Genomic DNA, 10900 nt, shown 5'->3' with positions numbered 1-10900 from the left:
GTCAATCGCATTCAATTAATCTAGGTGCTTTTATAACTATATTTAAGCAATCTTTAGTTAACAAATAATGGAGGGGAAACTACTAAGGAAACAATAGAAGCTGCTTGTTTTGAGTCGGTAGGTAATTGTAAAAAAAATTATAAATGAACTCAAAGATCTAAAACCATTAAGTGTTAAGTTAATTAATATTTAATGGTGATGCTACAAATAATTGAATACTTTTAGTTTGTATTTTAAACAGTGAAACAGTGCATTTCTTATAAGTAAATCAGTATAACAATATGGCTAAAATTTAATTCTACCAATCAGTATGTCTTTAAACATAACCCAATCTCCCCACAAACTGTAAAAAGGGTGTTTAAAAGTAGCAGGGCGATTTTTTTCAAAAAAGAAGTGTCCTACCCAAGCAAATCCATAGCCGATTAAAGGTAATAACCATAATAAAGTATATTGTGATTTTATTAAGGCGATTGCTATTACGACAATTACCAATGTACTGCCAATAAAGTGCAAACGGCGGCAAATAACATTACGGTGTTCTTTTAAATAATAAGGATAAAAAGCGTTAAAGTTTTTGAACTTAGGGTGTGGATTTTCCATATATAGCTCGTTTATTATTTTAATGAGGATCATGGGCTATTAAAGCCTAAATTTACATTTGTTTACAACGATAAATGGCATTGACCGCATCTAAATAGACAAAAGTGCTGAGCAGCCAAAAAAGAAGTACAAGCACTAATGAAGCAAGTAAATTCAGTTATTTTCCCAGAGACGAAAAACGTGCTAAACCTTACAAAAGGTGGCGATACCTTTTTTGCCAACTACAATGGTTGATGCTATTTCGCAGGTAAAACAGTACAACAATAAAAGGCGAGTTAATTCGCGATATTACCTTACCAGGCGTGGGGACTGCACGTGGTTTTGGCGGTAAAAGAGCTCAAACAACGCTATATTATTCATTCACGAATTATAAAACTCCAGGGACTACCTACACGTTTGATGTAACTACTGGTGAGTCGGGGCTATATCGCAAATCAGCAATAGACTTTAATAGCGATGATTACACCTCAGAACAAGTTTTTACACATCAAAAGATGGTACGAAAGTGCCAATGATTATTACCTATAAAACAGGTATTAAGCTTGATGGCTCAAATCCAACCATTTTATATGGTTATGGTGGGTTTAATATTAGTTTAACGCCAAGTTTTAGTTCAACTACCGCAGTATGGCTTGAGCAAGGTGGAATATATGCTGTAGCTAATATTCGCGGCGGTAGTGAATACGGTAAAGACTGGCATAACGCAGGGACTAAGTTGCAAAAGCAAAATGTGTTTGACGACTTTATTGCGGCAGCTGAGTATTTACAAGATAAAAAGTACACGTCGAAAAATCGCTTAGCGCTTCGTGGTGGCTCTAATGGTGGATTACTCGTTGGTGCAGTTATGACGCAGCGTCCTGGTTTATTTCAAGTTGCATTACCTGCAGTAGGTGTACTTGATATGCTGCGCTACCATACATTTACTGCTGGCGCCGGTTGGGCGTTCGACTATGGTACCAGTGATCAAAGCAAAGAAATGTTTGAATACATTAAAGGTTACTCACCGCTTCACAATGTAAAAGCAGGCGTTGAGTACCCTGCAACCATGATCACCACCGGCGATCACGATGACCGTGTAGTTCCTTCTCATTCGTTTAAGTTCGCAGCTGAGCTTCAAGCAAAACAAACGGGCAGTAATCCTACGCTTATTCGTATAGAAACGAATGCATGGCATGGTGCAGGTACACCGACGAGTAAAATAATTGATTTATACGCTGATATGTATGGCTTTACGTTATACAACATGGGTGTAAAGCCATTATAAAAACACTTTAAAAAATGAAAAAGGCTGAGTAAGTTTAATTTACTCAGCCTTTTTAGTGTTAGCTATTGGATAGGTGAAAACAATCGTTGATATGTTTTATAGGCGTATTCGTCGCTCATTCCACTTAAGTAATCACAAATTATGCGCATGCCTTGATTTTGTTTTTCAGCCTCTATGTATTGCGCTTGTGTTGTTTCAGGCAATAAACGCAGCGGATCGCTGGCAAACGCAGTAAATAACTCTATCAGTAAGTTTTGTCCTTTAAACTCGATTTGCTGCATTTCAGGATCACGTATTAAACGTTGAAATACAAAATGCTTAAGTATTTGTAATACACTGTCGTATTGCACATCCAATTTAGCGGTGTACTTTAAAATAGGGCATTCAAAGTCATCGTTTTGAATATCCAAATGTATATGAATAATAAAGGTATTAACTAGCTCACCAATAGCATCTTTACGCTCATAGTCATGTTTTGAAAATAAACGCTTAGTGAGCGAATCCAGCATATTATTTAACCACTCAAAGTTAAGTGTCTTTAATTGAGGCAATGCATGCGTTTGCCAGTCATCTAAAGTGAGTACATGAGTTGCAATTGCATCTTCAAGGTCGTGCACGGCATAAGCGATGTCGTCGGCATGTTCCATGATAGCGCTGTCGAGTGATTTATACGTTGTTTTAGCGCGATACTTATCACTTGTAGCGTGGTTACCGAGCAGTGCTTTATCGTTTTCACTTAGCGGCTCTACTATCCAATTGAATATGGCACTGTCGTCGTTGTACACTCCTTTTGCTGGTCGCCAGTCATCGGCTTTTATAAACGCTCGAGGCATTGTTGAATCAGGAATTGTGTGCCAAAGCGTATCAATAAAGGCAGGGTATTTTATAAAGCCCAATAACGTGCGGCGAGTTAGGTTCATACCGTGCCCATTACTGTAGGGCTCAAGTTTGGCGACAATTCGTAATGTTTGTGCATTGCCTTCAAAGCCACCGTGGTTACGCATCATATAATTTAAGGCTATTTCTCCACCATGACCAAAAGGTGGATGGCCAATATCGTGCGCTAAACAGAGTGTTTCTAGTAGTCCGCTTGATGGAAAGTGCGTAAAGTCGCTATGTTGCGCTTTTAAATGACGCAGTATGCCGGTACCAATTTGTGATACTTCTAAAGAGTGGGTAAGGCGAGTACGGTAAAAGTCGTTTAAACCAATGCCCATAATCTGGGTCTTGGCTTGTAGACGCCGAAATGCTGCTGCGTGAATAATACGAGAACGGTCAACCTGCCACGGTGAGCGATTATCGTTAGGACGGTGTTTGTATTGATCTATTATTCGGCTTTGCCATTGTTTATCCATACTGCTCGCTCAAAAATAATTAGTAACGCTAGCAGTATACCCATGCACTTATAAATTGCGAATTAACACACAACATTAGTTATTCGCGTTTATAAAGTGGCTTAGGTATAATAGTGTTTCGTATGCTTGTGTATTAACCATGCATAATTAGTTGTTTGAAAGAGAGAGTACATGCTAAAAATTATTTTTCAGTTTTTGTTAACCGTCTTTTTTATATGGGCGCTTGCGTATCCATTTATACAAAGTGACGGTGTTGTATCGGATCAAAAAACGACTGAACAACCTAAAAAAATTAAGAAAAAAGAAAAACCACTGCACAATGTAAAATTACCAAAGTTTTCTGAGTTTAGTGATGTAAAAGAAAAAAAACGAGCCTTCTTTGATTTTATTCGCCCACATGTAGAAGCCGAAAATAAAAAAATACTGCAGCAGCGAGCTAAGCTCGAAATAGCTAGAATGATGCTGCAAAATGATTTGTCATTAGAACAAAAGCAAAGCAAAGATATTGTTAAAATTTTAAAAACGTACGGTCTGCCAACAACACTTGATACATTAACGCTAGCGCATGCTTTACGTCGTGTTGATGTTATTCCTAAAGAATTAGCGTTGATGCAAGCGGCTAACGAATCTGCATGGGGCACATCGCGTTTTGCACGCATAGGGCTTAACTTTTTTGGCCAGTGGTGCTATTCAAAAGGCTGTGGAATGGTGCCAAGACGCCGTAATAGCGGTGCAGCGCATGAAGTGGCTGCGTTTAAATCGGTAAGAGCGGCTATAAATTCTTATTTTAAAAATATAAACACGCATTCGGCATATAAAGATTTACGCGTTATTCGCGAGAACCTACGCCTTGAAAAAAAGCAGATCAAGGCTACAAAACTAACGCAGGGTTTAATGTCGTATTCAGAACGTGGTGAAGCGTACATTGAAGAATTGAACACCATGATCAACCAAAATAGAGCTTACTTTGATGAATAAACGTATTCTAACTTGCGCGAATTTTTTCTCGTTGTTGTTGCTCAGTGCGACTGTATTTAACGCCAATGCGAGAGAGTTTGTAATGTCGTACGACGGTTTTTACGACAGATTAAAGGTCGTTAATAAAGGCGATTTTCAATATGCGCGCGTAAATTTTTATATTAGTGACATTGGCACAAACGAGTCGTGTGCAATAAAAAGCGGCACTATTTTAACCGAAAAAAACGAGTATCCGCTTAACTTTACCGATAAAGCCCAGCTATTATTACCGTTTGATAAGCAGCTTGATAGCGATAAAGCCGTGATTGTAGTGGAGCCACAGAACCCTTCTCATGATTGCCAATTAAAGCTACAAATAGAAGCAAACGAACTAGAGGGTTTAGCGTTTTCAAAGCAATCGCTGTATATCATTAACGAAGAACTTGATGAGCTGTTAACTGATTTGTCCGGCTTTTTTGTCAGTAAGTTAATGTGGTTTTTACTACCGGAGCAAAAGGGCGTTGCTGTTACATTTAAAAGCCCAGTACAATTTGATGATAAGAACATTACGTGCGAAAAGTCAGTGTGTTACTTTGCAGTTGAAAATAGCTGGGAAGATGATAACGCAGTGCTTGGTGATATATCGCAGGTTTTAAAAGTAACACCATGGATTGTAAAATAGCCTGATTTACATAAGTAAAACCGAGCAAAACATGGAAGCTTTGTTCGGTTTTGATTTATTCTTACAAGGATGTAAGTCATTAAAGTAACGCAGGAGCAGTTACCGAGCCCACTAAGTTACAAACTTCACGTCGCGATTAAATCGCCCCTTAGATTGAACAAGTTTTAATCCAAAAAGGTCAACAACCCTTAAACTAATCGCTATAACTCTGTTTGTAATGATTTTACATACATTCGCACGACAAACTCTCACTATTGTATGTGTAACCTTATATTTATACTGGCCCCACTTAAAGATAAACGGGCAGTATTATGAATAAATTAACTATTATGGCATTAACCGTCGCGACAACACTTGTATTGCAAGGGTGCGGAAGTAACTCAAAAAAAGTCATAACCCCTGTGGCACCAGTAAAAACAACGACTCCTACCAATCCGACTTCGCCTGCGGCTGTACACTTGATCCAACCAGAAGATGTGTCTAAATATGTCGAAACATTTAAGCAAAATCAAGCAGAGTTAGAATTACAAATTGAAGGTGTTAAGTTTGACATTAGTCTTGTAGAAATTTATACCGGGGACAACATAATTGCGGCTAAGTATAAAAATGGCTATTTGATGATAGGGTTTAACTTTGATAAAGAAGAGCCAGTCAGCTCACTAACCGTACTGGAAAGTGATCTACCTTTTGAGCAAGCAGTCGCAAACCCTGCTCGTGCATTAGATAGTACCTCTATTGATATTCAAGAGGACAGCGATAATATCATTTACAGTGGTACAGTGACTGATCGTCAAACCAAAGGAATATTTAATGTTCGCTTAGTGTTCAATGAATCCCTTGTTAATGGCGGTAGCAGCACTATTGAAGTTACAGGAACAAAGGCCACCGTGAATGGTGATTTAGGAACTAACACCTATATACAAATGAGTGATTTGATTAATAACAACCCAGCGGTTGATACATTAATATTACAGCAGATCAGCGGTTCGGTTAATGACGAAATTAATATGCATACAGGCCGATTAGTCCGTAATGCGCAATTAACCACTATGGTAGAAAGTGACTCTGCAATATATTCAGGTGGAGTTGATTTATTCGCATCAGGTGCAAAACGCGTATACACCGAAGGTGCTAAAGTAGGCGTTCATTCGTGGTGTTGTGTTAATGGCGTAACGGCCGATAAGTTAGGTCGAGATCATGCTGGTCACGGAGCGCAATTAACGTATTTTCGTGAAATGTTAGGCGCTGAGTTAGGACCTGAATTTTACTTTTTTACTATTGAAGCAGCACCGTTTGATGGCGCACACGAAATGACAAAAGCGGAGTTAGATAAATACTTGCTACAACCATAAATCTAAGTAAGCAAAGAGGCATCTGAATGTATTAATTTTTCAGTATTGTCTCGGGGCGGCTTTATCTAATTAGACTAAGCGCCCCTAAAACTTACTTAGCAGCGTATGTTTAGCTTTTTGTATGGTATCGACTATGTATAGGAAAGAACGATACGGCTACAAATTTCAATCCACAAAGATAAACATGCCCTGGTAATCCCCCTAATAATGTCTCTTTTTCATTTGTCTGTTATATTGATGCTTATGTTTTACTTGAATAACCTATCTTTATAAAATGTTAAATAATCAGAGTATTCTGTTGGTCGAAGATGACGAAAAGCTCGCATCTTTATTACAAGATTACCTTTCAAATTTTAATTTTGATGTTTACGTCGTTAATTCGGGATTAAGTGCTGTTGAAAAAATATTACACACATCACCAACCTTGGTTATTCTTGATTTAATGTTACCGGGTATTGACGGTTTAGCTGTGTGTCGTGAGGTAAGAAGTCAATATTCAGGACAGATTTTAATGTTAACTGCCAGCGGTGATGATATGGACCAAGTGGCAGCATTGGAAATAGGAGCAGATGACTTTGTTCAAAAACCGATTCAACCTAGAGTGTTACTCGCTAGAATTAAGAATCTGTTACGAAGGAGTCAAAGCATTGAGAACCCTAAACAGATTGAAACTACTCAAAGCACAAGCAAAGAGAAAGTTTTTGGTGCGTTATGGCTAAATAATTCGTTGCAACGTTGTAAGTTAGCGGATGAGCTGGTGCCTTTAACGCCTTCTGAGTTTTCGCTGCTTTGGCAACTTGCGCAGCATGCAGAGCAAGTCTTAAGCAGAGAAGAGTTGTTGAAATCGCTTAGAAGTGTTGAATACGATGGTTTAGATAGATCCATAGATAATAAAATAGCTCAAATACGAAAAAAGCTAAAAGACGATGCTAACCGACCACAAGGTTTAATTACCGTGCGGGGTAAGGGTTATATGTTTGTTCCTGATTTTTGGTAAGTTGTATCTATAAAATCGCGTACATTACACATTTCTGATTTAGGTTACGCTCTCATTTATATTTCAGGAAATTAGATTACATGACACGATTATTTGTTTCTTTATATTTAGGTCTTTTAAGCGCAATTTTTGTATTTTTTATTATCGCGCATTTAATTAATACGTATCTTTATGTTGATGTTGAAAACATTATCAGAGCCGAAAATTTCATCTCGGAAGTTGCGCTACTTGAAGAGTTAGATGCACATATAACACCGCAAAGGCGTCAAATCTTATTAGATAAGATTGCAGAATATAATCAAAGTATTATCACTGCCGTTGAGTTAGATACTATCCCAGAACATATTCAATTGGCGCTTCAAAGTCAGCAAGCTTGGTTTGATGATGAAGAGTTTGATTACTTTAAGGCGTTTACACCTGTGCGCTATTTTCAAGTAAAAGAAAACATTAATCACACGTTATTGCAAATTGATGAAAAGGTTAGTGATATTACTTTATTGACCTTAGTCAGTTTAATAGCCTTTAGCTGTTTTACTTGGCTGTTTGGTTTACACCAAAAATTAAAAAAAATAGAGTCTACATTAGTTAATATTAGTCAGGGCGATTTGTCAGCAAGGGCGCCAACCAAAAAGCGCTTTCAGGTTGGGCGTGTTAATACTTGTTTAAATGAAATGGCAGATCAAATGCAAAAAATTCTAGGCAGCCATAAGCAGTTAACTCATGTTATAGCACACGAGTTCCGTTCACCACTTTTTCGTATGCAAATGATTTTAGAGATGCTGTTAACCGCTAAAAGCGAAAATAATACGGTACATATAAAGGCATTAGAAGATGAAATATTTGCTTTAGAGGATTTAGTTGATGAGCTATTAAGTTACGCGAAAATGGAGCGTGCGGAGCTTAAATTACAATTAGAAGAAACTCCGATTGGAGCGTATTTGCAGGGACTGCATGAGAAACTTTTAATTGAATGTAAACATCACTTGAAGTTGACTCATAACACTGCTCCAACATTTAATGCATTGATAGATAATACTTTGATTGAACGCTGCATCACAAATCTTGTGAAAAATGCAGACAAGTATGGGGGAACTAAAATTTATCTCTCGGCGAGTGTAGCTAAAAATACACTTTTATTTTGTGTTGAAGATAATGGTGAAGGTATTGATATTGAATATCGTTCTAGTATTTTTCAGCCTTTTCATCAGCTTACTAATAAAGACAAGAGCTTAGGTTTTGGCCTAGGATTGGCTATTGTTAACGAAATTATGATTTTACACAATGCACAAGTGTCCGTGACGGATAGTGAGTACGGAGGATCTAAATTTACTTTGGCACTCCCGACAAAGATTTAAGGTTTACCGAATTAAATTCACGGGTTAAACGCTCATATGGGCAAAATAATTATTCACCCATATCATCAGTTTTTAAGTGTTTTATGCCAGCTAAACCAAACTCTCTAAAGCTGATTTGATATCGGGATAGTGAAAACGATAGTCATTCGCGAGTGTCTTATGAGGGACAACAAATTGTCCTGTTGTTAGCAAATCTGACATTTCACCCATTAGTAACTTCAACGCAATGCTTGGCATAGGGATGAACGCGGGTCGCGATAACGCATCACCTAAGCTTTTACTAAATTCAGAATTACTGACTGGATTAGGAGCAGTGGCGTTTATCGGACCTGATAGTTCAGGATGGCTGATAATAAAAAGTATCAGCTGAGTCATATCGTCAATATGTATCCAAGACATACCTTGATCGCCGCTTCCAATTGGACCACCCAAACACAGCTTAAAAGCGGGTAACATTTTGCTTAATGCACCGCCATCTTTAGCTAGTACGATACCAGTGCGTAATAAACAGACCCTCGTGAGTTCTGATTGTGCCAGCAGTGCGGCTTCTTCCCAATCTTTACAAAGTTGATGACTGAATTCTGGGTGTGGATTGTCAAAATTTTCATCGATAAGGGTACACTTTTGTCGACCATAAAAGCCCACAGCACTGCCTGATATAAACGTATGTGGGGGAGTACTACATACTTGAATAGCAGCACTAATTTGTTGTGTGATAACAATACGGCTGTCGCGTATTATTTGCTTTTGTTTGTCGCTCCAACGTTTATTAACTATGGGTTCGCCAGCTAGATTAATTACAATATCAACGCCATTAAAATCCACAGAGCTGATATTCTTTACGGCCTTAACACTATTGCCCAATAGTGCGCTTGCTTTAGCAGGGTTACGACTAAGTACTGTAACAGTATTGTCATCAAGTAACAAAGGGCATAAATGCTGCCCAATTAGCCCCGTCGCGCCAGTGATAAATATATGCATTATTGATCCTTATAATTAAGGTGATAGCAAGTGGTTAAAACATATACTCGCTAGTAAGCCGTTTTGCAAATTTATACGTTCAGCAAGCTTTTATGATCACTTGGTAATTATTTCATTTTATTGGCATTTGCCTTACACTGGGGCAAAATATTTTATAAAAAGGATTAATGAGTTGGCAGGTTTAACTGGGGTAAATAAAAGTCTAATCGTTTTTGCTGCATTAGTGGTTGTGCTCGCAGGTATAAAAGCAGCGAGTGTAATTATTATTCCCTTTATTTTAGCGGCGTTTATTGCCATCGTTTGTAATCCATTTATCAAGTTTTTTGCTCGCTATAAAATCCCTAAAGGGATTGCTGTTGTTTTGGTTGTGCTCATTATTGTTGGCTTAGGTGTAAGCCTTGGTGGGCTTGTTGGCCAGTCTATAAACGATTTTTCGCAGCAGCTCCCAGAATATAAAGTACAGCTTAAAGAAGAATTTGTTTGGTTGGTTGACTTAGCATCTAAGTACAACATATTGATCAATAAAGAGCAGCTGATCAATATGTTTGATCCTGGAAAAATGGTTGATGTTGCCACAAATATGCTCACCGGATTAGGTGGGGTTATGGCTAATATGTTTTTAATCATTTTAACGGTTGTTTTTATGCTATTTGAAGGGCCAATGCTAAGCAGAAAAATACATATGGCACTGGATGATCCCGATCGTAAAATGAAGCAAATAGATCGTTTTTTAGAATCAATAAATTCATATTTAGCGATTAAAACGTTAGTGAGTTTAGCCACCGGTGTTGTTGCCGCATTCTACTTATGGATATTGGATGTGGATTACTTTGTGTTATGGGGCGTATTGGCTTTTATGTTCAATTACATTCCTAATATTGGTTCAATTATTGCCGCCGTACCTGCTATCTTATTAGCGCTTGTGACTCAAGGTCCCTTGGTTGCGGGGCTTGTGGCTGCAGGTTACTTAACTATTAATACGGTGATGGGTAATATTGTAGAGCCTAAATTTTTAGGTAAGGGGCTTGGCCTTTCTACACTCGTCGTATTTTTATCCTTAATATTTTGGGGGTGGTTACTTGGCACTGTAGGTATGCTTTTATCAGTGCCACTAACTATGATAGTAAAAATAGGTCTAGAAGCCAGCGCAGAGGGTAAGTGGGTTGCCACTTTACTTGGCAGTGGCGAAGATGATGTTGCCAAAAACTAATTGATGGCTTTAACTACCAAGCAATGTAAATACTAGGGCGTGGTAGTTAAATGTTAAGTTATTGATGTTTAGATATAAAAGTCGCTCAACAAACGATTAAACAGACGCCATACTTGACTCGGTTGGTATTAGTCTACATTTGAGCGC

At 38.0% G+C, this 10900-nt stretch carries 9 protein-coding genes and 1 pseudogene; 7 read left to right on the top strand and 3 right to left on the bottom strand.

Going from position 1 to position 10900, the window contains the following annotated elements:
* Nucleotides 1-285: 285 nt before the first annotated feature.
* Entirely contained in the window at nucleotides 286-600 is a 315-nt protein-coding gene (locus PALI_RS08195; RefSeq protein WP_077539040.1) for a DUF962 domain-containing protein, read from the bottom strand.
* A gap of 165 nt (nucleotides 601-765) precedes the next feature.
* Here PALI_RS08195 and PALI_RS08190 point away from each other — a divergent pair.
* Nucleotides 766-1864, top strand: a pseudogene (locus tag PALI_RS08190) (prolyl oligopeptidase family serine peptidase); the annotation flags it as partial.
* Between the two features lie 62 nt (nucleotides 1865-1926).
* Here the strand turns inward: PALI_RS08190 and PALI_RS08185 are convergent.
* Nucleotides 1927-3219 carry an anti-phage deoxyguanosine triphosphatase gene (locus tag PALI_RS08185; protein WP_193155532.1) on the bottom strand — a complete coding sequence of 431 codons (1293 nt, stop codon included), beginning with the start codon at nucleotides 3217-3219 and terminating at the stop codon, nucleotides 1927-1929.
* Between the two features lie 171 nt (nucleotides 3220-3390).
* On the opposite strand from PALI_RS08185, the gene PALI_RS08180 reads away from it, so the two are divergent.
* From PALI_RS08180 to PALI_RS08160, 5 genes are all read left to right on the top strand, one after another.
* Entirely contained in the window at nucleotides 3391-4197 is an 807-nt protein-coding gene (locus PALI_RS08180; RefSeq protein ID WP_193155531.1) for a glucosaminidase domain-containing protein, read from the top strand.
* Complete coding sequence (locus PALI_RS08175) at nucleotides 4190-4858, top strand: DUF2987 domain-containing protein (protein ID WP_193155530.1); 669 nt, start codon at nucleotides 4190-4192, stop codon at nucleotides 4856-4858. Before PALI_RS08180 ends, PALI_RS08175 begins: the two co-directional genes overlap by 8 nt.
* A 311-nt stretch (nucleotides 4859-5169) precedes the next feature.
* Nucleotides 5170-6210, top strand: coding sequence for a hypothetical protein (locus PALI_RS08170; RefSeq protein ID WP_193155529.1), 1041 nt, complete (start codon nucleotides 5170-5172; stop codon nucleotides 6208-6210).
* A gap of 274 nt (nucleotides 6211-6484) precedes the next feature.
* Entirely contained in the window at nucleotides 6485-7207 is a 723-nt protein-coding gene (locus PALI_RS08165) for a response regulator (protein WP_077538116.1), read from the top strand.
* Nucleotides 7208-7287: 80 nt separating this feature from the next.
* Nucleotides 7288-8562, top strand: a complete 1275-nt coding sequence (locus PALI_RS08160) for an ATP-binding protein (RefSeq protein WP_193155528.1) — start codon at nucleotides 7288-7290, stop codon at nucleotides 8560-8562.
* Between the two features lie 90 nt (nucleotides 8563-8652).
* Here PALI_RS08160 and PALI_RS08155 read toward each other — a convergent pair whose 3' ends face one another.
* Nucleotides 8653-9543 (bottom strand): TIGR01777 family oxidoreductase, encoded by an 891-nt coding sequence (locus PALI_RS08155; protein ID WP_077538114.1) that lies wholly within the window; start codon nucleotides 9541-9543, stop codon nucleotides 8653-8655.
* 172 nt (nucleotides 9544-9715) lie between these two features.
* Between PALI_RS08155 and PALI_RS08150 the strand changes: the two genes are divergently transcribed.
* Nucleotides 9716-10753, top strand: coding sequence for an AI-2E family transporter (locus PALI_RS08150; protein WP_193155527.1), 1038 nt, complete (start codon nucleotides 9716-9718; stop codon nucleotides 10751-10753).
* Nucleotides 10754-10900 lie beyond the last annotated feature (147 nt).

The organism is Pseudoalteromonas aliena SW19, assembly GCF_014905615.1.
Classification (GTDB): Bacteria; Pseudomonadota; Gammaproteobacteria; order Enterobacterales; family Alteromonadaceae; genus Pseudoalteromonas; species Pseudoalteromonas aliena.
This window is presented reverse-complemented; position numbering and strand designations above follow the sequence as displayed.